1 protein-coding gene is annotated in these 277 nt (G+C 73.6%); it reads right to left on the reverse strand.

What is annotated here, in order from left to right:
* The coding region (locus OO62_RS36210; protein ID WP_033271982.1) for a TIM barrel protein at nucleotides 1-277 on the reverse strand (277 nt) is incomplete at both ends.

The raw sequence follows: 277 nt of genomic DNA on the forward strand, positions 1-277 counted from the left end.
AGCGACCGGGCGAACTCGATCGCCACCGGCACATTCGCCCGGAACCTCTCGGACTCCTCACCCGGCACCGACAGGGCGCCACGATCCGGACCCGGCAACTGACCGGCATAGAAGTTCAGGCCCACCAGGCGGGTGCCGGCGTCGTTGAGCGCGTCACGCAGCGCCTCCAGCTCCGCCCGCTCCGGCACCGGGGCATCCACCCACGGCCACCACAGCTCCACCGCCGTGAACCCCGCCGCCCGCGCGGCCGCCGGCCGCTCCAGCAACGGAAGCTCGG

Origin of the sequence: Streptomyces lydicus, assembly GCF_000717345.1 — a bacterium.
GTDB lineage: Bacteria > Actinomycetota > Actinomycetes > Streptomycetales > Streptomycetaceae > Streptomyces > Streptomyces lydicus.